This window comes from Natronorubrum halalkaliphilum, from assembly GCF_009834785.1.
Taxonomy (GTDB): Archaea; Halobacteriota; Halobacteria; order Halobacteriales; family Natrialbaceae; genus Natronorubrum; species Natronorubrum halalkaliphilum.
In genome coordinates this window covers 69,252-96,128 of sequence record NZ_WUYX01000026.1, presented here as the reverse complement: position 1 = coordinate 96,128, position 26,877 = coordinate 69,252, and the positions used below count along the sequence as shown (strand labels likewise).

At 52.8% G+C, this 26,877-nt stretch carries 14 protein-coding genes; 6 read left to right on the top strand and 8 right to left on the bottom strand.

Annotated features, from left to right (window positions below; genetic code table 11):
* Positions 1-17: 17 nt before the first annotated feature.
* The 6 genes from GS429_RS07395 to GS429_RS07375 all read right to left on the bottom strand — a co-directional run bounded on the left by GS429_RS07395 (position 18) and on the right by GS429_RS07375 (position 6,841).
* Positions 18-2,171: a type B DNA-directed DNA polymerase gene (locus GS429_RS07395; RefSeq protein WP_160064149.1), complete on the bottom strand. Its 2,154-nt coding sequence runs from the start codon at positions 2,169-2,171 to the stop codon at positions 18-20.
* A gap of 2 nt (positions 2,172-2,173) precedes the next feature.
* A complete protein-coding gene (locus tag GS429_RS07390) occupies positions 2,174-2,479 on the bottom strand; it encodes a DUF8156 family protein (protein WP_160064147.1) in 306 nt (101 codons plus the stop codon).
* 2 nt (positions 2,480-2,481) lie between these two features.
* Positions 2,482-3,429, bottom strand: a complete 948-nt coding sequence (locus tag GS429_RS22645) for a hypothetical protein (RefSeq protein WP_425438192.1) — start codon at positions 3,427-3,429, stop codon at positions 2,482-2,484.
* A gap of 282 nt (positions 3,430-3,711) precedes the next feature.
* Entirely contained in the window at positions 3,712-4,551 is an 840-nt protein-coding gene (locus tag GS429_RS07385; RefSeq protein WP_160064145.1) for an alpha/beta fold hydrolase, read from the bottom strand.
* A 111-nt stretch (positions 4,552-4,662) separates the two neighbouring features.
* Positions 4,663-5,490: a helix-turn-helix transcriptional regulator gene (locus GS429_RS07380; RefSeq protein WP_160064143.1), complete on the bottom strand. Its 828-nt coding sequence runs from the start codon at positions 5,488-5,490 to the stop codon at positions 4,663-4,665.
* Positions 5,491-5,812: 322 nt separating this feature from the next.
* On the bottom strand, positions 5,813-6,841 hold the full coding sequence (locus GS429_RS07375) for a Cdc6/Cdc18 family protein (RefSeq protein ID WP_160064141.1): 1,029 nt from the start codon (positions 6,839-6,841) through the stop codon (positions 5,813-5,815).
* 612 nt (positions 6,842-7,453) lie between these two features.
* Here GS429_RS07375 and GS429_RS07370 point away from each other — a divergent pair.
* From GS429_RS07370 to GS429_RS07355, 4 genes are all read left to right on the top strand, one after another.
* Complete coding sequence (locus GS429_RS07370) at positions 7,454-9,109, top strand: DUF4143 domain-containing protein (RefSeq protein ID WP_160064139.1); 1,656 nt, start codon at positions 7,454-7,456, stop codon at positions 9,107-9,109.
* Positions 9,110-9,366: 257 nt separating this feature from the next.
* Complete coding sequence (locus GS429_RS07365; protein ID WP_160064137.1) at positions 9,367-11,034, top strand: ATP-binding protein; 1,668 nt, start codon at positions 9,367-9,369, stop codon at positions 11,032-11,034.
* A gap of 66 nt (positions 11,035-11,100) precedes the next feature.
* Positions 11,101-13,449 (top strand): AAA family ATPase, encoded by a 2,349-nt coding sequence (locus tag GS429_RS07360; protein ID WP_160064135.1) that lies wholly within the window; start codon positions 11,101-11,103, stop codon positions 13,447-13,449.
* Positions 13,450-13,876: 427 nt separating this feature from the next.
* Positions 13,877-16,996: a tetratricopeptide repeat protein gene (locus GS429_RS07355; protein WP_160064133.1), complete on the top strand. Its 3,120-nt coding sequence runs from the start codon at positions 13,877-13,879 to the stop codon at positions 16,994-16,996.
* Between the two features lie 53 nt (positions 16,997-17,049).
* Here the strand turns inward: GS429_RS07355 and GS429_RS07350 are convergent, their stop codons facing one another.
* Both GS429_RS07350 and GS429_RS07345 read right to left on the bottom strand, forming a co-directional pair.
* Entirely contained in the window at positions 17,050-17,724 is a 675-nt protein-coding gene (locus tag GS429_RS07350; RefSeq protein ID WP_160064131.1) for an FkbM family methyltransferase, read from the bottom strand.
* Positions 17,725-17,757: 33 nt separating this feature from the next.
* Positions 17,758-19,104, bottom strand: a complete 1,347-nt coding sequence (locus tag GS429_RS07345; protein ID WP_160064129.1) for an ABC transporter substrate-binding protein — start codon at positions 19,102-19,104, stop codon at positions 17,758-17,760.
* Positions 19,105-19,402: 298 nt separating this feature from the next.
* Between GS429_RS07345 and GS429_RS07340 the strand changes: the two genes are divergently transcribed.
* Together GS429_RS07340 and GS429_RS07335 are read left to right on the top strand one after the other, a co-directional pair.
* Positions 19,403-20,146, top strand: a complete 744-nt coding sequence (locus GS429_RS07340; RefSeq protein WP_160064127.1) for a PGF-CTERM sorting domain-containing protein — start codon at positions 19,403-19,405, stop codon at positions 20,144-20,146.
* Positions 20,147-20,312: 166 nt separating this feature from the next.
* A complete protein-coding gene (locus GS429_RS07335) occupies positions 20,313-26,654 on the top strand; it encodes a COG1361 family protein (RefSeq protein WP_160064125.1) in 6,342 nt (2,113 codons plus the stop codon).
* The last annotated feature ends 223 nt before the right edge of the window (positions 26,655-26,877 follow it).

The following is a 26,877-nucleotide window of genomic DNA, read 5'->3' as shown; positions in this document are numbered from 1 at the left end:
AATACACAATTGTCACGTCATCCAGTGAAACTCGTCAGATCCGTTTCTCGAGTCTCGCCAAGTTCTCGTTGAATGTCTGTCTCTTCCCACCCCAGCGGTGAAAGTACACTCTCGACGGCTCGGACGAGTTCCGTTTCGTAGTACGACGGATCATACGACTTGCTCTCTTCGTGAGCCAATGCAACCCGCTCCCTCGAATCCTTCTCGTCGTCGACGACCACGTATTCAACGTCCTGTCCTGGATGGACGGCAAGACCCTGATCACGGGCACGTTTCAGCGCCGCCACGTTCTGTGTGTTTTGCGTGTACCCTTCGAGCGGTTTGGAGACGCGATTTCTCTCGACTAGTTGTTCTACCGCGATATCTCCCGAACGAAGGTTCTCGATTGCAGTCTCGAGATGGCTGAGCACGGCCGCTGGTGATCGGGTTGCATCGAGGCGTTCGAGACATGTCCGTTGGACGTCCTCGATGAATGTCGGCGTCGATCGCTGCCGCGCTTCGATGCCTCTGATCTTGAATTCATCTTCGCCATCGACCTTCCCGAAGTACTTCGTCAACGCACCGGCGGTACCCTCGCGTTGCGGGACGAACGCGACCCAGTCGTAGCGGGCTTCGTGTTCGAGTCGGATATCTACGGCCGCCGAAATCTCACTCGAGAGCGTCTCGAGATCGGTCCGATCGCCTTCGTCACCGTTCGGGTCTGGGGTCACCCAGATCGAATCAACGATGCCGTGAACGACTCGCCATCCGCCGGCTTCCAGACGTTGCTTGGCCGTCAGCAGAATTTCTCGAGCGAACGCGTTGATCGCCTCGTGGCATTCAATTCGACCGAACTTCGCGTTGCTGAACCCCTGGTACCCAAAGCAGGCAACGAGGATCCACTTTAGCGCCGCCGATCGTCCCTCGAGTTCTGTGAGTCGGTTTTCATCGGGATCGTCACACTGCTGTTCGCGGCCGATGGCGGCTTTGATCTCATCGCGGGCGTCGATTATCGGCTCGAGGACGTCGACGAGATAGCCGCGCTCGTCACAGATCGAGTAACCGAGTCCAGGGACATCGTCGCGGTCACGATGACACTCACATCGGATAACGTCCGGAGAAACGTTTCGCGTACAGATGATGTTCGGATACAGACTCGAGAAATCGAGTTCGTGAACGTCCTCGTGAAATCCAACTTCCGGTGCGAAAATGAATCCCCCGCGGTCGGCGTCGTGGAGTGTTCCCATTGATTTATAGAATTCATGTCGCCAGGAGTTCCAGGGCACGAGGACGCCGCGGTCGTGAGCCTCACAAATCTGGATCGCCGTGAGAACGTTTCCGATCGATGCCCAGGCGAGTTCTTGAACGGGTTTCTTCGAGCGCGAGACGAGATCGAGGACGCCATCAAGATTTGTCTCGTCGTAGAAGAACGTGTTCGACTCGTCGATAATCGCTCTTCCAGGGACGTTATATCGAGCGGGAGAATGGCCGACCCGGCCGTAACTCGAGTACGTCGACTGACTTGCGAGTTGCTGGTAGTCGATATCGGGCCACCGACTCAGGGAAAAGTCGTCGACACCGGCAGTCGCGGCCATCCCGTACAGCGTCGGAATGATCTCGCTCGTCGAGCAGACCAGGATATCCGGATCGCGTCTCTCGAGCGCGGTTTGAACCGCGGTCAGGATATCCGCTGGTTGACCGCTGACCGTCTCCCCAGCGACGGACAGTTCAGCGTATGTCTCATCGCCTGCTTCCGTCAGCGGTACGCCGAGACGGAGTCTCGATAGGTCTGCCGTCGGTATCGGATCGATTCCCCTCTCCAAGCAGTACCGGAATTCTCGAGAGAAGTCAACGTTGAAGAAGGCGAGGTCGCCAATCGGATATTCGGACAGCTGTCGAGTCCGGTTAGCAAGCGCAGTAACTCGATCGATGTGGACAACGTCGACAGCCAGGACAGGTCCCTCAGCACGTCGAAAGCCGGGTCGTCGGGAACGAATCTCGGTTGAGACGACGTCAGGATGTCGATCGTAGACTGCCCGGAGTTTCGAAAGATCGAGATCTCTTTCAGGCGAGCGAGGTGCAACGTAGAAACGCGGTGTGTACTCATCACACTCGGTCACGACGGCACCGTCTGGCGTTGGTTCCCACTCGAGGACGCGGCCATCATCGAGGAAATCGATCGTGAAGGGCATGGCTATTCGTCTCTCTCACGCAAATCGGCCTCTCGGCCGTCTCTTTCGTCGAGCGCAGCCTCGAGTTCCTCGAGGCGTTCTTCGTGTGCATCCAGACGAGCCTCTTGCTCGAGATCCACGCTGAGCAGCGCCGGTAGTAGTGGATTTTGGTGGTTCAGGAGTCCGCCGGCATCAGCATGCTCGCGAGCGTACTCGAACAACTGGTCGAAGCGAGGCTGATCACGACGCCGAAGCACTCGCCGGAACTCCGTCCACCGCTCCTCGATAGCTCGGAGCGCGTCCCGGTACGTCGGGTTGGTTCGGCCCATCGCTATCGCCCTCCTGTACCAGCCGCAGTCCACGCATCGAGCAGTGGATTCACACTGAGCGTTGTCGTCTCACCGCCGGCAGTTACGCCAGCCCCGACGCCTCCAGCGCTCTCCGCTGAAGCCGACGGAGTTACCGGCTCTATACCGAGTTGCTTTGCTCGAGCACTGAGCAGCTGTTGCCAATACGCGAACGTGGTCTGATAGTACGTGCCGTCGCCAACCGGGTATACGAGCGTCTCGAACTCATCGCCCACGAACCGCGGTCCCATTCGAGTTTGCTCACACCTCAGATGACGGTCAGCAGCGGTCTCGATCGAAGCCGTAAATTCGTCGTTCCTACTGCGGGTGACGAGTACGGGGATATCGTACCCTTCGGCATAGGTCGCCAATCGCGCGAGTGTTCGGGCCTGGAGAGTCTCCGCCTGTGTTCCTCGGAGTGTCTCATCGCTCCGATACTGCACGTCGACCGCTGGAACCACGAGAAGTGAGGGCGTATGGGAGGAGGCCTCGTCGCGATTTGCTCTCCGTTGACGTGATGCGTTCGAATCGGTTGTCGACTGCTGGATTGACCGATTCATCGCCTTCGGGAGAGCACAGATTGCGCCGTAGTGTTGATACGCAGTGAAACCGCGAGCGACGTTGATCCGATCAAGTAACCGCTGACTGGGTGCGATCCGAGCGAGTGCAGTCGTCGTAGCGTGACCATTTCCATCAACCCAAAAGGCAGCCCCATCGTGTAGGAGTAGATGATCGAGGACGAGCGACTGCAAAATTGGAACCCCGCGGTTGCCGTCGATGTCCAGGAGCGTAATGCCGTCCTCGAGGGAAGGTAGTAGGAGATCATCGCTTGCCGGGTCAGCTCGCTTGACAAGGTCACGATTGCGATCGGCACCTCGAGTCTGTCGATCGGCCACAAACCGATTCGATGTTGACGTGTCGTTTCTAGGCATACTCGACTAGACACTCGCTCTTTCAATAAGCCGAAGCGTGTCGCTTCCGCATTTCCGGGAATACTACTAAACGGGGAAATTCACTGCTCTACACCCGTTGTCCGAATTTCGGCTGTCGTTTCCGGGAAGGGTTCCTGAATCAGTGAACAGTCAGTACAGGCGAACACGTTACCGGAGCAGTTTCCGATCTCTCGGATAGGCGTCAAAAACGGCCTGCTGAGTATAGAAGATATAGTCAGCAAAAACGGACCCTGTGGAAGATCGGAGACGGTTGCTGAACCGTCAGTTCGATTCACGCACAAACCCGAGTACTTCGCTCGTGAACCAGTCCGGTGCGCTGGCGACTGCTCCGTGGCCGTATCCGTCGATGCTGACGACCCGGGCGTTCGGGAGCGCGTCGGCGACCGCGTTCGTTGCGTCGAGAAGCCACTCAGCGGTCTCGCTGGCGGCCAACAGCAGCGTTGGGACGGTCAACTGTGCGAAGCGGTCCGGGTCGAACTGGTAGTCGGCTTCGGCTTCAGCCTCTATCTTGGGGATCACGGTTTCGATGAAGGTCTCCACGTACTCCGGCCAAATGGGATGGTTGCGCAATTGCTCGACTTCCTCCAGGGTGACCCCAGCGGGCCCTTCCAGGAAGGTCGACAGCGCCCGATCGCGGTTCCCCTCATCCAACATGGCGACCATCGTTTCGAAGCCCTCCCGGGCGCGAGCGTCTTCGAACCCCGGAACGGGGGGTTCATGCAGGGTCAGTGTACGGACGTTGTCGGTTCGCAGGGCGGCCTCCAGCGAGAAGAATGCGCCGCCGGACTCCCCCACCAGATGCACGGGCTCGTCGACCGAGTCGACGACCGCGACGATGTCCTCGAACTCCTGTTCCAGTTCGAACTCGCCGAGGTACTCGCTCTCGCCGTGGCCGCGACAGTCCATCGCGTAGACCGTGTGGTGTTCCGCGAGGGATTCTCGAACGCCGGAGACGTCCCAGAACCTGTGGTCGACATCCGCGCCGTGGACGAGCACGAGCGGTGGTCCGCTCCCGGTCCGTTTGTAGGCAATCTCGGTCCCATCCGGAGACGTGACAGTTTCCATTTCGTTTCGCGTGTCGGATTCTGTAAATTCGGTCATGGGTTAGCCACCTTCCTGCACGTAGGATGGCGAGATGTGCGATAATGAGACTATTTAGTGAAATATTGCACGGCGTGCAACCGAAACACATAGACGGATCGGTCTGGCCTTCTATGGCGATGTAAATTGCTCCGGTACCGGTGTGGCCAACACTTCCTCGTCGACTGGCTGAGCCTCGCTGCGGTACTCCTGAAAGATAGATTTCGCCCACTCTCTGGCGTCGGGTGCAGCAGTATCGAACCATGCACGGAAGGCCCTAGTTTCTGGATCGTGACAGCAAATCGCGACACGGTCATCAAAGATATCGATGCCACACCGTCGCATGTCGGGGAGGTCATCGTGAACAAGGATGTTGCAATGTTCCAGGTTGGCCGTTTGCTGGAATAGTTCTGGATTCCAGTTGATGATCGCTGACAGGCACGTTGCGGGGTAGATAAATTCCATTTCCATCCCGTCGAGAGCCTCTCGAGTGAACACCTCGTACGCAGCTCCTTTGAATATTGTCGCCCCAAATCCGCGGAGTGAGTCGTTCTCTTCGTACAGTTGGATGACCCGTTCGAGGGGTTCGTACGGGTAGCCAGTAGGCGGATAGGCGATAACGGCATCTGCAAACAACTCCGGTGAGAACCCTTCCATTTCCCGCGGAAGCCACTGCCAGACATCCCGGAGCTTTCCTTCGATTTCCATCGCGTCGCACATCTCCGCGAACTGATCGGCGACGAATTCACCGAGCGGTGTCAGTTCATACGTCGGCCCGTTTCGTATGATCCATCGCCGCTCTTCGAAGTCACTGAGTACACGTCCGATGGTTGAGGAATGGGCTCCAGTCCTCGACTCTAGGTCGCGTCGATCATGGCCAGCCTCTGCGAGTGCCTCAAGAACTCCAACGCGGTGTTTCGAACTGGCGATAAATTCGATTTCCTCGATGGGTGATTTCATGCTAGTCGTTAACACAGGTCCAGTATTACATCTTCTGGAGCAGATTGAGGTGTAATATCACAGTGTGCTTGACAGATGCCGGAACTATCGATGAAAACTCCGGTACCAATACCTTCTAGAGTGACCGATCACAACGGACCTGACTGGGCCAATATCCAGTGCAACATTCGCGCCCTATCCGATACCGTGTCGTACCACATTCGTGTTCTGTATTCAGCAGAAGCTGAACATATCATTCAGATCTTCCCAGAAATGCTTTCTGAATATAGAGAATAATCACCCTATATTGATGGAATACAGAATTATTTGAGTTGACACTCCTTCACTGAATAGATGAGGCTGCCGTTGAGTCGACAAGCGAGTACTGTCGATCACGACTTGTTCCTTCTGCCTCGAGGAGGTTGTACTGGGCCATCTTCGAGAGATATGATCGAACAGTTCGCTTCGTCCGGGGATCATCGACTTCATCGACATAGTGTTCGTGAATCTCACTTGGCCCAAGGGGGCCGTGGTCCCGGACGACATTGTAGACGGCCTGTTGATGAGGAGTGAGCGAATCGAGGCTTCGTTGCCTGATCTGTGCACGGGCATCCGTCGCCGCGTCAAGAAGCACATCGTCGGTGATTCGCTCGTGGTTTTCCCGGTCGGCTTTGCTCGCAGCGGAACGAAGAACACCGATTGCGAGCCGAGCATCACCAGCTGCTGCATCTGCGATCCGATAGAGTTGCTCCTCCGTGACGACGTCCTGTTCGAGTCCCCACTTTGTTCGAGTTTGCAGAATATCATAGAGTTGCTCGTTGTGGTACTTGTCCATCCGGACGTGCTCGCTCGAGCGGAGGCGACTCACGAGTCGGTCGTCAACACGATTGAACAGGTCCTCCTCCTTGTTCGCAATACAGATGACCGCGAACTGGGGGAGACTGTGGAGATCGTAGAGAACACTGGGATCCTCGAGTTGATCGGCCTCGTCGAGAATAATCACCGTTCGAGGCCCGTTGTACTGTTGGAGCCGTTCGATAAGTTCGTCGTGAGGTGTTGACTGTCGGTGAATGTCGATCGTTGTTCCGAGATCGTCGAGGATCTGATAGAGCGTTCGAAATCGAGTGTAGTTCCGCCAGCAGTTGACGTAGGTCGCTTCAACCTCGAGGACTTCCTCGCGAAGGCGTTCGGTGACGAATTTCGAGATACAGGTCTTTCCAATTCCGCTCGGACCGGTCACGATAGCAGTGTCAGCGGGTTCGCCGTTCGTAATGGGTTCGAGAACGCTGGAGAGATGGTTGACTTCGGCGTCACGATGCTCGACTTCTCGAGGGACAAACCCAGCGCGTAGAACTCGAGCATCACGGATCATACGTTAGTGACTGTCTGCTTTTTCGCCAACTTACAAAAGCGTGACTGGGTGGTTTCCGGAAACGCTCCTTTTAAACTTCTCGAACAAGAAAAATAGGAAGCTACCGCGTTTCTCCGGGTACTGGCGCGATCTGAGCTCGATTTTCCGGAAATGGCTATTTCCATTGGAGGTACGGTCTAGTTTCGCGCCTCCTCTGCTGTCATTCGACCATTGAGCGCCTGATTCGGTTGATTAGCTATACCCCCTCCACCGTTTCCGAAGCTTTCAGCGATAGCGAGACAATCCGTCAAAAAATCGGCTTCAGTAGTCGGAGATACCCGACCGAAGCAGGTTGTTATAAATTCTGTGAGGGAATCATCCTGTGAGTCTGAGAGGAAATTACGATTTCAGAGATCGCGACTTCCAAAATCGAGAGTTCTATTTATAACCAAGGTGAGCGCCTCGAGGCTGGATTCAGAGGGTGAACTACGCCGAAGGAGTCATCAAAGCCTCCTGTGTCACCTAACCTACAACTGAATTAACTCCAATAAAGCGTGTCTATAATATCGTCTTTTCTCTAAGACAGCGATTATAGACACAGAGTTTATTTGTTTTCGGTTTGAAGAAGAACCAATGTCAGCAGAGTTAGCCAGCTCATTTAGCGATACACTGGATTTCATTAGCGAAGCAGAGGCGCAAAACCCGTGGTGGCGGTCAACTGCCGATACCGGTCTCCCGACGATAGACAAAGAGGAACGATCCGACCTCTACAATCTCGTGAAGTCATTTCACAGCACCAAGTTAGTTGACGACGCAAACGAGAAAACCGCCGTCTCTCGTACGATCACTGGTCCGTATGGGATCGGAAAGACGACCCTGTTACAGAAATTCATCAACGTCGCTCTGGCGTCGACCGATGCGCAACTCACGGATCGGATCGGCGAAACGAACGGCGATTACGAACTCGAGAACGCGCTCGCGAAAGAACAGATCCTGTATCTCCCCCTTGAAGACAGTCAGTATCAACTGCTGCCGGAAGAGTCGCGCATTCAGAAGTTTGTAGAGGTCATCGAGTGGTATCAGCAAACGCAGGTAACGCAGGGTGCCCATCTCATAATCGTCGACGATATCGACGTCCTCGCATCTGACGATCCAGACGCCTGGAAAGAGCCACTTCTGGACGTCATGTATGATAATACGTATCTTATCGTTTCGGCGGATTCCGAAAAGCACGCTATCCTCGAGGGAGACCACGAGCATTTTCGGTTGATGCCGGAGAAGTTTGCAGATTGGGTCGAACGGACTGAAGAGGGAGAGACCCGTGCGTTCGTGAAAACGCGGCACAAAGGCGGTGGATCAGATGGAGAGCCGCTGCAAGCTGCCCGAAAGCGGTTAAAAGATGGGACGGGAGACGGCTTCGAGCAGAGTCTCGCTGCCTTCGACGAGATCTACTTCGACAAGGACATTGCCGAGTTGAAACCGAACCTGAAGGAGGGCGTGAACACGTATCTGTATCACGGTGGACTACCCGTTACGGACAGTCAGCACGACGGCGCTCAACAAGGTCGTACGAATCTGCAGTTGTTAGTCTACAAGTCACTGGCGGAGCAACATTCCCTGCGAAATCCGGAGAATCTGTTCAAGCTCTGTGCTGCCGCCGCGCTTCCCGATGATGAGCCGATCAATTATACTGCGTTAGCCAGAAGCACCGGGATCGATCGTCGAACGCTCGATGATTATTTCGACTATCTCGAACAGGCGATCGTCCTCTCGCGTTCGCACGATTATTCGCTGCAATCACACCGAGAGGGACGGCTGTATCTCCGCGATCCACATCATATGGCGATTTTCTCTCAACGGCAACTTCGTGGATCCGATGCAGACTGGAATCGTGAATTCGAGAGTGCAGTCGCTCAGCAGGTGTGTTTCGATCACCTCAAACGTCTCACTCATCTCTCCGAAAACTACGATTCCAACGTTGAGTACGCGGAAACCTCGAGCGGCCTCGTCGACTTTGTCATCCGATCAGATACGGAACCGCTGCTCGTTCCGATCTCACTGGCGTATCAGGGCGTGAAAACGCCGGCCGAAGCCGCAGCGGCCGTCGAAGCGTTTGATCCGACTGACGCACAGCCAGCCCACGATGAAGGAGAATTCCAGTCTCCATACCGAATCGTTTTGACTGATATTGTTCCACGAGATTGCCAGACCGCCGAAACGCTCCAAGTCGAAAAGGACGGGTATACAATCTACTATGTCCCGCTCTGGTTGCTGCTACTAGCGATTTGATTTCGAGTAGCTGACCGACCAGGTATTGGTTTTGTGTCTGCAGACCAACTGTTCGATAGGGATGGCACCGAGCGAGCGCTGGGAACTGATCGATTCATCTTCACCTACCCACGTAGCGGTTCTGAATTCTCGGTACAGAATATATTAGAAAGGCGTATCTGCAAACCCGACTTCCCCTAGTATTATGTAGGTGCATCCACATAGTAGCTACTGCGACGAACCGCTCGCAAACCACACCGCAGCCATCGCCCAAATCCATGTCTGAATACTTCACCCCCAAGCCCGCCACGGTTGACAGCGACCCCGCTGACGTTGACCTCGACCTGACGTTCGATGCGACCCCGGAAACGACGCTGGAGGACATCGTCGGACTCGCCGATTCGAAAGCCTTCGCGCGGAACATTATCGAACCGCTCGCGGTCGATGCTGGGATCACGACCTCCAACCTGCTCGTTCACGGGCCGAGCGGAAACGGGAAGACGCTCTTCGTCGATGCCATCTGTGGCGAACTTGCCGCAGACGGATTTTCCATCGGCTGGTTACAACACTTCCAGAACACCCCTGGAGACGCCACTGAGATCGTGGGCCAAGCCGTTCGCGACGCCATCGCGGCCGCCCCGAGTGTTCTCGTTCTCGACCAGTTCAACCAGTGGCACCGTGACGACCTGCTCAACACGCTCCGCGCCGAATTCGCACGCATCGAGCAAACCGATGCGCGAGTCCTCGTCATCGCGACTACGGCATTTGACTCGTTCAGTTCGTCATCGATCCCGTTCGAGGCTGCGATCGAAGTCGACGAACCCGACACGGACCGGGCGTGTGCGCTCCTCGAGACCTACCTCGAGGAGTTCGCTGCGAAAAGCGATGTCGGGGTCACCGTCGACACGACGGACGAAACCCTCCAAGAGGCTGTCGAGGGCTTGTCCGCCCTCGAACTCCGAACGGGAACCAAACAGGCCTTCCAGCGGGTGGCTGTCGGTGTCGAACAGACAGTACAGACGGACACGCTCATCGAGAGCCTGTCCGTCACGGCCGACTCGAAACCGCGTTCCCGATTCGGGCCGCAGTCGGCAGATGCAACGGACGACCGATTCGTCGAGGAGACGGACGTGAACTTCGACGATATCGGTGGCCTCGAGGAGGTGAAAGCCGAGCTCCAAGCCGCGATCGAGTACCCCAAACAGTTCCCACAAACCTACGACGAGTGTGGCCTTGCCGCCGCCGGTGTCCTCCTCTACGGACCGCCAGGTAACGGGAAGACCATGCTCGCAAAAGCGGTCGCCAATGAGTACGACCGGACGTTCATCACCGTCGAAGGACCCGAACTCCAGGACTCCCTCGTCGGCAGTACGGAAAAGAACATCAGAAAGGTCTTCGAGTCCGCCCGGGAGAACGCCCCCAGCGTGGTCTTTTTCGACGAAATCGATGCGCTCGCCCCCAGCCGCAACGACGTTCACGCCTCCTACGAGGTCGATTTCATCAACACCCTCCTGGCCGAACTGGACGGGTTCAAAGATATCGACGACGTGCTCGTCGTTGGGGCGACCAATCGCCCGCACGCGCTTGACGATGCCCTCCTGCGGACCGGGCGACTCGAACGCCACATCCGCGTCCCAGTGCCCGACAGTGAGACAGCGAACGCGGTTATCGAGTCTCACGCCGGCGACTACCCGTTTGCCGACGACGTCTCCGCGGACTGGATTGCCGCTCAGTTCGACAGCGACGTTCCCGCAGCCACCATGACTGGCGTCTGCGACCACGCCCTCCGCTGGTACGCCATGCGCCGTGTCGCCGACGCCGGTGGCAGCGACGACGAGCTCGAAATCCGACGGGACGATATCAGGGCCGCACTCGAGGACTACCCGACCGACGTGGATGACTCAGCGGCCAGTAGCGACGACTCCGGCCGCGGCGGGTTCTACTGATCGCTCACTGCAGTTGGCGGCGTACTGTCTCTGAACGACGGCGACGGAATTCGAGCCCATCCACCCATGCAAGCCACCCTCACCAAACTCTCCCCCGAACTGAACGCCGAAGGCATCGCCGCTGTCAGTGACGACATCTACACCGACCTCGAGTGTTCCGTCGGCGATGCCGTTTCCGTCAGCGTCGGTGACCGAGACCTCCTCCTGCGCTTGACACGGACCGACGGAGAGAACGAAGGGATCGTCGCACTCGGGCGGCCCGACCGAAACGCGTTGAGTCTCGCACCTGGTGCAACGGTCTACATCACGCCCGTTCCCGCAACGCCTGCCAGCCGTGTTACCGTCCGGATCCCGCCGTCACTGTCCGATACGTCCGCTGCCTACCAAGAGCTCCGCGAGGCACTACTCGGCCGTCCGGTCTACGCCTCCAAAAACGTCTTAGTCGGCATCGACGCCATTGACAGAAACACTGGGGTCGCCAACGTCGTCGGCACGTTTCCGGGATCGGTCGTTACCATTACAGCTGAGACGACTCTCGAGTTCGTCGCCCACAACGACGGTCCCGGAGCCCCGTACTCGACAGACCGTGACGACCACGAAGTCGTCTACGAGTACCAGCCCGATACTGGTGGCGACCGGTACTCGAGTGAGACTACTGACGAGGACGATGAACCGGCCAGCGGCGATGACTCGAGGAGCTACGCCGGTACGAACGAGTTCCGCCTCACCGACGACGAAATCGCCGACGTCACCTACGACGACATCGGCGGCCTCGACGACATCATCGAGCAGTTCCGGGAAGTCACCGAACTTCCGTTCGCGTTCCCCGAACTCAAATCGTTCCTCGGCGACGACCAATCGACGGGCATCCTCCTTCGCGGTCCGCCCGGCACCGGCAAAACGCTGCTGGCGAAGACACTCGCCAACGAAACCGACGCCGCCTTCTACCGTATCGACGGCCCGGAGGTGATGAGCAAGTGGTACGGCGAAGCCGAACGCCGGCTCCGTGACCTGTTCGACGCCGCTCGCGCAAACGCGCCGAGTATCATCTACTTCGACGAACTCGATAGCCTCGGGCAAGTCCGGACCGCGTCGCCGACGGACACGACCGAACGACGGGTCGTCGGCCAGCTCCTCTCGGTCATGGACGGACTCGAGGAGAACGACGACGTTATCGTCATCGGATCGACGAACAACGCCGAACAGATCGACCCCGCGCTACGCCGGCCGGGTCGCCTCGGGGCCACGATCGAGGTCGGCCCGCCCTCGGCGGAGGGTCGCGAAGAGATATTCGGTGTTCACACCCGCGACGTCCCGCTGGCGGACGACGTCGACCTCGAGGCGATCGCTGCCCGCACACACGGCTACACCGGAGCGGATATCGAAGCCGTCGTCGACGCGGCTCAGCAACAGGCGTTCAGCCGCCACCTCGACGACGCCAACCTGGATGTCACCTACCTCCTCGATACGGAGTGGTCGGGGAGGGATCGTGAACAGATCATCGATTGGTTCGACCGCTGTGAGGTGACCGCCGGGGATATCGAGACAGCACTCGAGACCGTCGAGCCAAGCGGCCTCGTTGACCATCGCGTGACCGTCCCGGAAACGAACTGGGACGATATCGGCGGGCTCGAAGACGTCAAACACCAGCTCTACGAAGCAGCGGTGCTCCCAACTGAGTACGCCGACTCGTTCGACGCGATGGATATCTCACCGCGAGCGGGCGTCCTCCTCGCTGGCCCGCCCGGTACGGGCAAGACGATGCTCGCGAACGCTGTCGCCACCGAAGCCGAGGCTAACTTCATGCTCGTCAACGGGCCGGAATTGCTCGGTGGCGCCGTCGGCAGTGCGGAGGCGGAAGTCCGAGAGGTGTTCGAAACAGCCCGTGAAACGGGACCGACAGTGTTGTTTTTCGACGAGTTCGACAGCCTCGTCCCGGAACGTGGGACGACTGGTCCCGTCGGCGAACGCGTCGTCAGTCAGTTCCTGACCGAGCTCGATGGGGTGACCGACCGCGGTGATGTCACCGTCATCGCGGCGACGAACCGCCCCGACCGGATCGACGACGCGGTCCTCCGTGACGGGCGCCTCGGTGACCCGGTAACTGTTGGTCTCCCCGATCTCACCGCCCGCTGGAAGATCCTCGAGATCCACACCGAAGAGAAGCCACTCGCCGGCGACGTCGCACTTGATACCATCGCGAAAGAGACAGACGGTGTCTCAGGGAGTACGTTGGCGGCGATCTGTGACTGCGCGGCCACAATCGCGCTCGAAGAAGCGATCAACACCGACTCCCTCGAGGCTGAGAGTGCCGTTCCGACCACGATAGAGATGCGCCATTTCGAAGAGGCAGTGATGGAACTGACTGGTGAGAGCGACTCGAGTAGTACCGGCGGATTCGCATCGGCAGACTGAGTCGGTTCGGTCCGACACGGTACGGTCAGTTCGGTACCTCCTCGATTGTTGGTTGACCGCTAGGCGCTTGATCGGCAGATTACGAGTATAGAATTGACATCATACGTAGTCATCAATACCGCTCACTTCGACGTATTGCGAAGGGTCGTAGATGTATCCCATTGGCTGTGCAATCGACGTTTCAATCTACGTGTACTGTTCACTATCGCAGGAGACGGACACTCATTTGAGATTCGTAGAGGGGCGGGAAAATGTCCTCATCTCCGACCCGTTCTATTTCCAATTTTTTCGACGAAATTCCTGCCGAGACGTTTCCGTCAATATCATCACTGAACCCCTCAATATAAACCCGCTTCCATGAGAACAAGGTTTCCAGTGCTACCGTACGCGGGGTAACATTCAATATTTGATAGTGTCTTGGCCGCGCATGGTCGAGGATCAAGTTGTTTCACTAGTTACTAATCTAACTGCTGCAGGTGTTACCACAGCAACTTCTGTATCGGCTGGCCGTGTTCAAAACATCCTTCGGCGTCAGCGGTACTCGGAGGAAGTGGAAGCGGTTGCAACCGAATTCACTCAGGCACTCGAATCAGCGATCAAAGACGAGAACGCGCGTCGGGATACGAAAGAACTCAACGGAGTTGTTGATAACTGGTCAGACGTAGCAGTACGGCTCGCTAAAGGCTCCGATTCTACACACGAGCTATCGCCTCGAGAGAAAGACCAAGTAAGCCTTCTTTTTGAAGATGAGGAAACGGCTGTACGCCGAATCGCGGACGCAATTGCTGCAACAGAAGGCTATGATTTGGAACAGACGCCACAGTTGCGGCAGGCGCTTGAAGCAGCACTCACTCGAGCGTACCGGCAGGCTATCGCGGATTTTGAGCAGCGGATTGCGGGCACAGATTTAGCGGACGTATTCGAGACAGAGACTGGACTTGTGCTTTCGGAGAAGTTAGATGATCTCCGGAATCAGTTAGCAGAGTTGGGAGCTACGATTGAAAGTCTACTATCACAACCGGCTCGTGAAGAAGGGTTCCAACAGTTAACACCAAGTGGATTCGCTTACGGTCCCGATCCTCGTCCTGAACGGTGCTGGCGTATCGGATTTACGTTGGCAGATGTTCATGCCGGCCTGCCAGCCGAGCGTCTTGGAAAGAACGGGACTAAACCAGCGAGCCAGGAGTTGTTTGAAGCTCTCCAAAGTGGAGAGGACCACTTCGTCGTTGGTGGACCGGGTTCTGGAAAGAGTACGCTCTGTAAGCAAGTAGCCATTCGCTGGTACGAGTCACAATCAACAGGCCCAGTTCTGTATCGGGAAAGTGGGTCCGGGGGAGGAACGCAGTTCGAAAGCGTTGAGGCGTTGAAGCAGGCGATCTTAGCCTCAGATGAACACACGTTGGTCGTCGTTGAAGACGCAGTACAGCCGGGCGCAAGTGCGGTGTTCGAGGTGGTGGAAAAATTATCCGGGTACGAGCAGGTAAGCTTCCTGTTCGATGATTTACGAACAGCAGTAGAGGACTTCGACGGGACTGGACCAGTTGAATCAAGCGTCCGACCGCGCCAGTCTAACCTCGTTGAGTCATTGCACCGATACCACTTGCCTCGCCTCTCAAAAACAGATATCGAACGAGTAATTGCGGGATTTGAGGCTGCGACTGGCCGAACAGTTGACCACGATGCAGACTCCCTACGGAACGAGATACGATCACGGTCAAATGCCGAGATCGGTGACATGATGCTACTTAGCTTCCTGTTACCCGTTACTGGCGGAGATGGTGATACAGGACTTGAACGGAATGTTCGTAACCGATATGAAACGTTGGATCCGGACTCCGAAACTGCCATCAGAGATTTGTCTCGGTTTGATCCCGAGTTAGTAGCTGATGTTGGAGTTATGTTGACACTGCTAAACGCAAGTGGGATCGGCATCAAACCCGAACTCGTCCACGCGCTTGGATATGAGTACGGCCACGATTGGGAAACGCACGACGAGATTGCAGAGATACGTGCTGCGTTAGAAGGATGGTTTCTCTACGCAGTCGAAACTGACGACACCGACGGGATTATTCGTACTACGCACCGACTGTGGTCGACACTCTACCTTAGAAGACTCGCTTTCGACCATGAGGTGAATCAACGTGATAGTCGCCGACGTGAACGGTCCGATAGGCGTTTCGCCCGTTGCCTCACATCGTTATTTGCACTCTTTGATGACGCTGAACACCGAGAGGAACTTAGCCTAGAGTTTCCTGATTCAGAACTCATCAATCGCATAAACGATCAGCCAGACGTGGTTGTCACCGAGTTCCTCAACATGATTTTCGAAATGGGGGAAAACTGGCCGGCACTGGCATCACTTTTCGGAGTGACACGAACCGCAATCTACGACTTCCCGGACATGTGCCCAGATGAGAGTCGCTGTCGCGCGTTGGAACTGCGCGGACATACACACCGATTGCGAGGGAATTACGAGAAAAGCAGGTACGAGTATGAACGCACGCTTGAACTCGCTACTGAGCATGGAAACAAACACGCGGTTGCACGAAGCTACAATCACCTTGGTTTAGTTGCCGAAGCTAGCGGTGACACTGAAACTGCGCGAGACCGGTTCCAAGAGAGTTTGGAATGTTTCCGTGAACTTGGCGATCGGAGAGGTGAAGCGATGTGTTTCAGCAATCTCGGGTTAGTTGCACGGAAAGAAGGAGACTTGACGACAGCTCAAGAGTATCTTGAGCGGAGTTTACGTCTCTTCCGAGATGTTGCTGGCGGCCATATCGAGGCAGTTTGTCTTGGAAATCTGGGGATTATCGCGCAGAATAGCGGTGATCTCCCGTTAGCACGCAAGTATCTTCGGCGGAGTTTCGAAATTACGCGCAACATGAATGACCGACGAGGAAAGGCACAGGCACTCATTGGACTGGGACTGGTCTCTCGTAATGAAGGAAATCACGAAACTGCATCTGAGTTTATTGATCGGAGTATTAAAATCGAACGTGAACTCGGATACCGGGAGGGATGGGCGAAAGCACTCGGCGTTAAAGCACTAATTGCAAGGGACCAGGAGGACTTCAATACCGCTCGAGAGAGCTACGAACGCAGTCTTGACATTTTCCAGGAAATCTCAGATGAATATGGCGAGGCAACGATCCTTGGGGGACTTGCTATAATGGTACGTGCTCAGGGGGAGTATCAAAAAGCGCAGGAAAAGCTTGAGCGGAGTCAAAACATTTTCTCGAAATTTGAGGACGAGCATGCTGCTGCAGAGTCTGCTGGGTTACTCGGTGCAGTTCAGGTAGCCAACGGGAATGAGGAATCAGGGCGGCACAAACTCAACGACGCATACGCAGAATTAGCTGCTATTGGCGCGCCACTAACCATGATACGTGTCTTCCGTCATCATATAGAAGCAGAACTTGAGAGGGAGAACATCGATCATATCCAGAGACTCTATGACGAAGCAAAGGCCTGTGCGACAGAAGCGGAGTCCGATCTCGGATACGAATGGGAACTGATCAAATCTCACTATCAGTCAGTCGCGCAGTGAGTTACGAACTGGGATAATCACTCACTTTATTTGAACGAGTGGCAGACAACGGATTATTTTGTTGCAAGAATGTGTTCCTGCTTGCGGTTGTCGTACGTCTCGCGATCTGCAAGAACTGTCACGTCAAAGTTATGTGCCTGCAAATACGGAATCGTATTCGTATCCTCGCCATCAATGTGATGCAATTCACACAGCACTGCCGAGACTCCTTCCATCAAATCGTCACCAAACCCTTGTAGAACGCGGTGTTCAGCACCTTCAACATCGATTTTGACAACATCCGGTGGAGACACTCCGAGTTCGTTTACTGCAGTTTGCGCCGTATGAGCATCCAGTTCGAAGGTGGTCGGATCATCAGGAGTAATTGGTGTTGAGAGAAGCGAGTTCGTTGTGTGTCCCTCCTCTGAATCTACGTACGTAACCATCCCAGCGGTGTCTGCTAACGGATATGGAACAATTGAAACGTTCTCGAAATCACTTACGTTCCTCTGTAGGAGATTGGTCCGAGTGTATACTGACGGTTCGAAGGAGTATACGTCTACATTAGCGGAAAGTTGGGCACAGAGTATGCTGTACAGTCCCGCATGAGCGCCAACATCCCAGAAAACACCTGACGACGGGATTATGTTATCGAGCTGTCTGAGTATGGTCATCTCACTTTCCTTATCAAAGGGGAGTACCCACTTCCCATCTAGCAACTTCTCAACCTCGTCTTCGGTAAATGACATGGTTTGTATTCGTATTATGAGTCGAGTGGCGGGTCAGTTCACTTCCATATCGATCTTAGACTGGGCGTCCGAGAGCGCCTGAGACGGTGTTTTCTCCTGACACAACGCAGCGTTGCATTCGGTGAAGACTATTTCAGAAAACCTAGGGTACTGCGTAATTGATGGGCGACTTTGCGATTGTTCCAGAGCTTGTTCGAACACATCTAGTGTTTCAAACTCTTCACGAACATCTTCGTCGTCATACACTGATTTCCGGACGGGAAGCCGACTGTGATCCAGAGCGAGGCGTCGTTGAACCTCCTCTGACGCCATCCATTCGAGAAACTCTTGTGCAGCAGCCTTTTGATCGGATTCGGGGTTAATAAATAGATTCCAACCACCAAGACAGGCGTTATTCGCGTCAGGATGTTCCTCGTGAACTGGTAACGGAGCAACGCTGAAATCATCACTCACTGGTGTCCCATCATCGAGTCTAGAGACGGCGTACGGCCAATTTCGCATGAAAAGAGTGTTCCCAGTTTGGAAGGTTTTCCGGTTTTTGTCAGTCGAACTGTGTGTGACTGACTCCGGTGTGACATCATAAACGTGTATAAGATTAACAGCATGTCGCAGTGCGTCGACACCTGCCTTAGTGTCTACTACAATATCATCTCCATCAACGAGATCACCGTTGCGTCCCCAGAGCCAGTTCAACCACATAATTGTGAGCCCCTCATTCTGGCCGCCCTGCCAAATGAAACCGTGCTCAATCTCATCATCACGGTCCAGGATATCTTGTGCAATATCAACGAGTTCTGAATCGGTTTTTGGAGGAGCGCTGTACCCGTATTCTTCGAGTTTGTCTTCTCGATAGTAGAGTACATTAGCATCAGTATGAATCGGCATAGCCCGCAGTTCGCCGTCTACTGTAACAGTATCCACTTGCACCTTGATCATGTCGTCGGTGTAATTCTCCCGGTCGTCAACAGGTTCTGCCCACTCATTCTCTGAAAAATAGGTTGGCCAAATAACATCCATATGCCCCACATCGAATTGAGTTTCGTCGTGATCAAAGAGAGTCGTGTAGGTTTTGCGTGTCCCAGTGGCATGTGCTGGCGTCTGTTCGTCAGTCACTGTAATGCCGCTCTCATCTTCAAAGAGTGGAATCTGTGCTTTCGCGTCCGATTCGAAGTATCCCGGGTAGAGATAGCGGAGCACTCGATTAGGCGCATCAACCGTATCCGAAGTCATCCACCAATTTGACTCGAGATCAGATGCATTAATATCACTCTCTTGATCACGTTGTTGGTCATTGCTAGAAGTCTCGTCCCTAGTAGAATCTCCTGCAGAAGTTTCCTTCATATAAGCACGAAACGATTTTGCCAACCCTAGCTGACTCATACACGATAAAATGTAATGAGTCCTTAAAGACATTCCGACCAGAATGACATCAACTTTCACTCCTAGTCGACGGCTTGATCGATTGAATAGCAGCGCGGTAATACTTAACGAGTGATCGTGAGTAGGATTGCTGATGACGGACTCATAACTGTGATCAACCGCACACAGATGGCTACCTCGACTTTCAAACTATCTCACCAACCAAATATCAAGCATGCTATGGGTAAGCAATTTCAACGCTGTATGGCGATTCGTCACGGCCAGAGATTTTATATACACGAAATATTATATATATGGTATGACGAAAAACTCCGACTCCGAAACTACTCCTTGGATGAGAAGAAAGGTATTGCAAACTACAGCAGCTGGGTTACTTACAGGAACGGCTATCAGCGTTGGTTCGACACCAATCTCAGCTGAGGAAGACGAGACCGACGCAGATGATGAGACTGAGACTGACGACAAGGAGGAAGACGAAGCCAGCGAAGAGGAAGAAGAAGCGACGACGTGTGATGGATCGCCCAGTATGAGTCGGACGAGCGTGACCACACCAAATAGTCGGATCACGACCGAGGATCCAGCCGTGGTCGAGGCCAATTTCCGACCGGATCAGATGATCTCGGATGACTGTACGATCATTGTTGATCTCGAATTTAGCTTTACTGACGCAGGCTTCCAGTGGGGTGGCGGTGCAGAATGGGATCAAGCGACTTCAGATCTCGTGGTTGGTACATTCGAGGTTCGGCCCGGAGAGGTCCGCGACATCCGAGCCGAACTCCACACGCAGGGTGCTGAAGCCGGTGACAGTGTAACTGTTGTCGCAGACTACGAGCTTTGGTTTGAGGGCAATCCTGAAGAATCTGTTCAGCAGAGCGGCATCAGACATACCATCGAAGTCGAGGAACCGAACCCCGCTCCAGAAGAATCAGAGGATGATGACGAGAGCACAGTTGATGGCGTCCCTGGTTTTGGAGTTCCAGGAGCACTAGCTGGTCTTAGCGGAGCTGGTTACATTTTGAAACGTCGACTTACTGGTGATTAATTGTAGCGATGTGTAACTGGAGATGTCATTGCCCAGTTTCCGCTGACCATAGCTGCGCAGTCGTTTAAGAACCGGTCAAACTATGTCCAAAATACAAAATCCCCCCATAATAATCATATATATTATCGCTCTCCTTATTGCTAGCGTCGCAATAGGAGGTGTAGTATTGGCTGAGCCTAATAATAGCTCGATTGAAGATGGCACTGATAATATTAACACATCTGATACAAATTCCCAGAGTGCCTCTGTGAGTACTCTGTCTGCCAATGGTTCAGGCACGATGGGCCCAGTACTACGTGGGGAAGTGACGGATTTGGGTGGCCTTGACAGTACAAATGTCTGGTTCGAGTACCGCAAATCTGGAACCACTGAATGGCAGCGAATATTAAACAGACCTGCTATTTCTGCCGATGGTAGCTTTTGGGATGGACCATATGGTGCATCCCATGATGATGATTATGCACATATAAACGAACACATCAGGGAAGGCGAGGCAGTTAGCTTTACATACTATGAAGCTGGCTCAGGTGCAGACTTTCAGCCATATCTTCGTGATGAAAAATACGTTGCTGATGGCAGAATAGATGAAATTTGGAGTGGAAATCATAAAGACGTACTACCGGCGAACGAAGAAGTAACTGTACAGGTCGAATATGTTGGCGAGGAGGTGCGAATCTACGTCAATGATTCCTTAGAATGGACAGCGACGGATATCCATCAAGAGAGTATCTACTTTTCAAGCTATGAGTATGCCGGTTCAAGTGGAGAAAGTAGCCTCCGATTGCTTGATGAGCGAAAAACAACATATTCTCCAGATATTTTTAAGAACGAGATTGAGACTGGTATTGATTTAGAGGCCGGTACTGAGTACGAGATTCGAGCAGTAGCGGACAATTCATCTGGAGATCCGGTCATCTTTGAGACAGGCGATCCAGTTGAAATGGTCGGAGCAACGGATTTGAATACGACGGGCCCGACTCTACACGGGAATATTGAGTTAGGAGCACTTGACGAAGCGACGGTACGATTTGAGTATCGAGAGTCAGGCGACTCTGAATGGTCGAAAACAGGATGGAAGTCTGTCTCTGGCTCGGGCGAGTTCGCGTTTGCTCAACCGTTGGCATCAAACACGACCTACGAGATCAGAGCAGCAACCGAAGAGCTGACCGGTGAAATAGTACCCATTGAAACAGAAGAAACGGTCAAAACGCTCAACCCAACAAACGCAGATACGATGGGACCAGTATTGCAAGGAGAAGTGACCGATTTGGGTGGCCTTGACAGTACGAATGTCTGGTTTGAATATCGCAAATCTGGAACTATCGGATGGCAGCGGATATTAAACGGACCTGCTATTTCTGCCGATGGTAGTTTTTGGGGTGAACCATATGGTGCATCCCATGATGATGATTTTGTTCATATAAACGAGCAAATCAGAGAAGGTGAATCAGTGAGTTTTACGTACTATGAAGCGGGTTCAGGTGCAGACTTTCAGCCACACCTTCGTGATAAAAAACACGTTGCTGATGGCGGAATCGATGGTATTTGGGGTGGTGATGAGAAAGACGTGCTATCGTCGAACGAAGAAGTGGTTGTACAGGTTGAACACGTTGGCGATGAGGTACGGATCTACGTCGGTGACTCCTTAGAATGGACAGCGACGGATATCCATCAAGAGAGTATCTATTTCTCGAGCTACGAGTGGTCTGGTTCAAGTGAGGAAAGTAGCCTCCGACTGCTTGATGAACGAAAAACAGTAGATTCCCCAGACACGTTTGAGAACCAGATTGAGACAGGTGTCGATTTAGAGGCTGGTACTGAGTACGATGTTCGTGCAGTAGCAGACGGGGCTCCCGACAATCCAATTACCATTGAGATAGGCAATCCGGTTGGGACAGTCGGAGCAACGGGGTTGAATACTGCGGGCCCAACCCTGAATGGAGATGTTGAGATAGGGTCACTGGAAGAGGCGACAGCATGGTTCGAATATCGAGAGTCAGGTGACTCCAGTTGGGAACAAACAGAACAGAAAACGATCACCGAATCAGGTGAATATAGTTTTGTTCAACCGTTAGCATCAAACACGACCTATGAGATCAGAGCAGCAACCAAAGAACTGACTGGTGAAATAGTACCCATTGAAACAGGAGAGACCGTCAAAACGCTCAATCCAACAAACGCGGATACACTGGGACCAACATTACACGGGGAAGTGGCTGATTTGGGTGGCCTCGACAGTGCGAACGTCTGGTTTGAGTACCGTCAATCTGGAACTACCGAATGGCAGCGAATATTAAACGGTCCTGCTATTTCTGCCGATGGTAGCTTTTGGGATGGACCATATGGTGCATCTCACGATAATGATTATGTACATATAAACGAAGAAATCAGAGAAGGTGAGGCAGTGAGCTTTGAATATTATGAGGCTGGTTCAGGTGCAGACTTTCAGCCATACCTTCGTGATGAAAAATATATTGCTGATAACGGAATTAATGAAATTTGGAGTGGTGATGACAAAGACGTGCTATCGCCGAACGAAGAAGTGGTTGTACAGGTTGAACACGTTGGCGATAAGGTACGAATCTACGTCGGTGATTCTTTAGAATGGACAGCGACGAATATCCATCAAGAGAGTATCTATTTCTCGAGCTATGAATGGTCTGGTTCGAGTGGAGAGAGTAGCCTTCGGCTGCTTGATGAACAAAAAATAGTAGATTCTCCAGACACGTTTGAGAACCAGATTGAGACAGGTGTCGATTTAGAGGCTGGTACCGAGTACGATATTCGGGCAGTAACGGACAATGCACCTGGAGAACCGGTCACATTCGAGACAGGCGATCCAGTTGAGACGGTCGGAGCAACGGGGTTGAATACGACGGGTCCGACTCTGCAGGGGTATATCGAGTTAGGAGCACTCGACGAAGCGGCGGTACAATTTGAGTACCGAGAGTCGGACGACTCTGAATGGTCGAAAACAGGATGGAAGCCGGTCTCTAATTCAGGTGGGTTCGCGTTTGCTCAACCGTTGGCATCAAACACGACCTACGAAATCAGAGCAGCAACCGAAGAGCTGACTGGTGAAATAGTACCCATTGAAACAGGAGAGACGGTCAAAACACTCAATCCAACAAACGCGAATACACTGGGACCAGTATTACACGGGGAAGTGACTGATTTGGGTGGCCTCGACAGTACGAATGTCTGGTTTGAATATCGCAAATCGGGCACTCTAGGATGGGAGCCACTCTCATATCACAAAAACATATCAGAGATGTCTGCGGACGGTGATTTCTGGAGTTCGCCTAGCGGATGGGCTCATGATGGGGATTACGTCCACGCGAACGATCGGATCGAAGAGGGAGAGTCAGCGAGGTATGTCTATTATGAAGCAGGCTCAGGTGCAAATTTCCGCCCACATCTCCGGAGCGAAGAGTACGTTGCTGATGGCAGTATCGACTCCATCTGGACAGGGGATCATAAGAACGTTATGAGCGATAAGGAAACGGTAACTCTCCGAGTCGAACATACTGGAGATCAGGTTCAAATCTATATTGACGATGCTCTGGAGTGGACAGCAACTGGGATTGAAGAGGAGTGGGTCCACTTTTCAAGTTATGAGTTCCGCGGTTCGTCTGGAGAAAGTAGTTTACGTATGCTCGGTGAGTTCCAATCAGTAGATACGCCGGATACGTTCAACACGAAGATCGAGACAGGCGTTGATTTAGATGCTGGTACCGAATATGAGGTTCGTGCAGTGGCAGACGGTGCTCCTGATGATCCAATAACCTTTGAAACAGGCAATCCAGTTGAGACAGTCGGAGCAACGAGGTTGAATACGACAGGTCCAACTCTGAATGGAGATATTGAGCTAGGATCGCTGGAAGAGGCGACAGCATGGTTCGAATATCGAGAGTCAGGTGACTCCAGTTGGAAACAAACAGAACGGAAAACAGTCACCGAGTCAGGTGAATATAGTTTTGCTCAACCGTTGGCATCAAACACGACCTACGAAATTAGAGCAGCAGCCAATGAATTGACTGGTGAGATAGTAACCATTGAAACAGGAGAGACGGTCAAAACGCTTGATGCAACAAACACAAACACGATGGGGCCAGTGTTACACGGGGAAGTAACTGATCTGGGTGGCCTTAACAGTGCGAACGTCTGGTTTGAATATCGTCAAGCAGGCAATCTAGATTGGGAGCCACTCGCATATCACAAAAACACATCAGAGATATCTGCCGATGGTGATTTCTGGAGTTCGCCTAATGGGTGGGCTCATGATGGGGACTACGCCCACCTAAACGATCGAATCGAAGAGGGAGAGACAGCGCGGTATGCATATTTTGAAGCTGGCTCAGGTGCAAATTTTCGACCACATCTTCGGAGCGAAGAGTACGTTGCTGACGGCAGTATCGACTCCACCTGGAGCGGGTCTCATAAGAACATTATGAACGATGAAGAGACGGTGATTCTCCGGGTCGAACATGATGGAGATCAAGTCCAAATCTATGTTGATGATACGTTGGAGTGGACAGCGAAAGGAATTGAAGAGGAGTGGGTCTATTTTTCAAGTTATGAGTACTCCGGTTCGTCTGGAGAAAGTAGTTTGCGAATGCTCGGCGAGTTGCAATCTGTAGATACCCCAGGTACATTCAACACCGAGATTGAGACTGGTGTTGATTTGGATGCTGGCACCGAGTTTGAGGTTCGTGCAGTAGCAGACGGTGCTCCTGATGATCCAATAACCATTGAGACAGGCAACCCGGTTGAGACAGTCGGAGCAACTATGTTGAACACGTCATCTTCCGCTCTAACTGGGAACGTTAGTCTTGGCAATCTCGACGAAACAACAGTCTCGTTCCAGTACCGTGAAACTGGTAACTCTGAGTGGACAGAGACTAGTAAGAAGGCAGTCACCGAGTCTGGCGAATTCACGCATACTCAGGATTTGAAATTTGATACTGAATATGAGTTCAGAGCGAGAGCTGGAAACGTAATTAGTGAAACGTTGGAACATGAGACGGTTATCGATGATCAATTCTTTGAAGCCGAGATTACAAACACATCAGAAAATGTTCGTGTTGGGGAAAATATATCTGTAGAATACCGTATTGAGAATATTGGTAGTTCAACGGGCTCTCAAAATATCTCATTCGAAGTTGATGGGACAGAAAAAGATGTTGAGAAGAATATTGGACTGGGTGAGAATGAAATTTATGAGAGTTCGTTCAGTTACCAAACGAACACCGACGACACACCAGAAGTTGAAACAACAGTTGCTACCAATAACGACACCGTCTCGGAGTTGATCTCCGTATATGAACCAGATGAAGCCTTCTTTAGCCTCAGTAATATCGACTCAAATGAGCCGGTCGAACCTAATGATACTCTAGATGTGTCTGTTACAATTAGTAATGATGGGGAACTAACTGAGTCACAGGTAATCTCTCTGGAGACTGAGGAGAACAATGAATTAGTGGACTCTCGCTTTATAACACTAGATGGTGGTGAAAGTGAGACGATAACCCTTCAATGGGAAAATGTGATTGAGGGTGCCCAATCCAAAACTATGATCGTTAGTAGTAATGACGACTCTGAAATTATTGAAATCTCAATCGATAATGGTGGCAGTGGCTCACAGCCATCACCGTTACCCTTACCACCGGGGGAGTCATCACCGCCCAGTGAGGGTGACAGCCAGGCTGATACGCCTGAATTCCAATTAGAACGGATATCACCAGAAAGTCGAACGGTGATACTGCAAGCTGGCGACAAAGAAAATTTCAGAGCAAAAATCAATGGAGAAACATCGCCTACACCCATTCAATCGGTCTTCGTTAATGGGGACCTCGTTAATGAGTCTGAACTAGACTCATCAAATATACGGTATACACATACGTTTGACGACCATGGGGAACATACCGTTGAATATCAATTAGAATCAGAAGAACACTCAGACACCACTGTATGGGATGTTACTGCGCATTCATATAGATCAATGCCAATATATAGTGACCAATCTTCATCTGAACAACTTGAGATTGCCGGATCAACAGAATTGTTGACCTTTTCGTTTCGCAATCCAGATGTTAATGATCAAGTGATATCTGTCGAGATCATCGCCGAACTCCCTGATGGTCTTTCGATATCCAGTACAAAGGATGTTTCTGAAGGGGATGCAGCAATTCAGGCGAGAGTTGGCACTGTGGCTCCCGGGCAAACAGAGTCTATGCGTCTTAGCGTACAGGTACACGATGAGTCTTTGCGAGGCGAGGAATTGGAAATTCCATATGAAATTCGTCACTATCCGGAAGGCAATCCAGATAAGAGTTTAACAAAATCCGAAACATCAATGCAAGTTACTGTTGGAGATGCCCAAGAGATAACAGATGACTCGGCAGCAGATGACGGGACAACAGATGACTCAACTCCTGGATTTAGTATCCTCGTTACACTTCCTGTCCTCTATAGTGTAATTCGTGTTATGATATATCGACAAGAATAATAATCAGTTTGTATCCAACGATATTTTTATCTATTATTATTCTACCCATAGATGGGGCAGTAAGCTGCGTCTTTGATGATGTCCAGATACGTTCCATCCGATCCAGTACACAGTCGCTGTTCGGGGATAAACGCGTACGTCACCATCACGACGATCAAGTGGTGACGCAGACCGATCTAACTCCGTCCCTGATACATATCTGACCCAGCAACCCCCTGAATTC

Bases quoted from the DNA above. Each gene is read 5' to 3' on its own strand.
- GS429_RS07360 (WP_160064135.1), top strand. From the start codon at position 11,101: ATGCAAGCCACCCTCACCAAACTCTCCCCCGAACTGAACGCCGAAGGC.
- GS429_RS07375 (WP_160064141.1), bottom strand. From the start codon at position 6,841: ATGATCCGTGATGCTCGAGTTCTACGCGCTGGGTTTGTCCCTCGAGAA.
- GS429_RS07355 (WP_160064133.1), top strand. From the start codon at position 13,877: ATGGTCGAGGATCAAGTTGTTTCACTAGTTACTAATCTAACTGCTGCA.
- GS429_RS07370 (WP_160064139.1), top strand. From the start codon at position 7,454: ATGTCAGCAGAGTTAGCCAGCTCATTTAGCGATACACTGGATTTCATT.
- GS429_RS22645 (WP_425438192.1), bottom strand. From the start codon at position 3,429: ATGCCTAGAAACGACACGTCAACATCGAATCGGTTTGTGGCCGATCGA.
- GS429_RS07390 (WP_160064147.1), bottom strand. From the start codon at position 2,479: ATGGGCCGAACCAACCCGACGTACCGGGACGCGCTCCGAGCTATCGAG.
- GS429_RS07340 (WP_160064127.1), top strand. From the start codon at position 19,403: ATGACGAAAAACTCCGACTCCGAAACTACTCCTTGGATGAGAAGAAAG.
- GS429_RS07395 (WP_160064149.1), bottom strand. From the start codon at position 2,171: ATGCCCTTCACGATCGATTTCCTCGATGATGGCCGCGTCCTCGAGTGG.
- GS429_RS07350 (WP_160064131.1), bottom strand. From the start codon at position 17,724: ATGTCATTTACCGAAGACGAGGTTGAGAAGTTGCTAGATGGGAAGTGG.
- GS429_RS07345 (WP_160064129.1), bottom strand. From the start codon at position 19,104: ATGAGTCAGCTAGGGTTGGCAAAATCGTTTCGTGCTTATATGAAGGAA.
- GS429_RS07380 (WP_160064143.1), bottom strand. From the start codon at position 5,490: ATGAAATCACCCATCGAGGAAATCGAATTTATCGCCAGTTCGAAACAC.
- GS429_RS07365 (WP_160064137.1), top strand. From the start codon at position 9,367: ATGTCTGAATACTTCACCCCCAAGCCCGCCACGGTTGACAGCGACCCC.
- GS429_RS07385 (WP_160064145.1), bottom strand. From the start codon at position 4,551: ATGACCGAATTTACAGAATCCGACACGCGAAACGAAATGGAAACTGTC.